Below are 643 nucleotides of genomic sequence, written 5' to 3'. Positions count from 1 at the left end.
CCCGCACCGGAGGCACCACCATGGCACGAGCGCCGATCGCCCGACCCGCGGGCCGGTCCACCGCTCTCGTCCTGGCCGAGCTGCGCCGGGCGATCTCGCAGGGTGAGCTCGCTCCCGGCGAGCAGGTCCGTCAGCAGCTGTGGGCCGACCGGATCGGGGTGAGCCGGCCGCCGCTGCGCGAGGCGCTGGAGATCCTCACGACGGAGGGCCTCGTCGTCCACGGGATGCACCAGGGTTACTTCGTGACCCGCTTCAGCCGCGACGAGATGCAGCAGCTCTACACGATGCGCCTGCTCCTGGAGCAGGAGGCGCTGACGTCGCTGGAGTGGCCCGACGAGCAGCAGCTGGCGTCCTTCGAGGAGCAGGTGCGCGGCATCGAGGAACACGCCGCCGCGGGGCGGCCCGATATCGCCATGCAGGGCCTCTCCGACCTCTACATCGGTATCTACGAGCTGTCCGGCCGACACCTCATCGTCGAGGAGATCCGCCGGCTCTGGATCAAGACGACGGCCTACCGGTCGCTCAATTTCGACATCCTGCACGACCCCGCGGCGTCGGGCCGCAGGCTCCGTCACATCGTCGGCCTGCTGCGCGACCACCACCTCGACGAGCTGCGCGAGATGCTGCTGCACCCGACGATCCG

1 protein-coding gene is annotated in these 643 nt (G+C 70.1%); it reads left to right on the top strand.

What is annotated here, in order from left to right; genetic code table 11:
* Positions 1-20 precede the first annotated feature (20 nt).
* On the top strand, positions 21-643 hold a 623-nt coding region (locus tag TOK_RS27930; protein ID WP_098960989.1), incomplete at its 3' end, for a GntR family transcriptional regulator.

The organism is Pseudonocardia sp. N23, from assembly GCF_002583555.1.
In the GTDB taxonomy this organism is placed as follows: Bacteria; Actinomycetota; Actinomycetes; order Mycobacteriales; family Pseudonocardiaceae; genus Pseudonocardia.
Note: the sequence above shows the minus strand (reverse complement) of the source record. Positions and strands in the feature narration are given on the sequence as shown.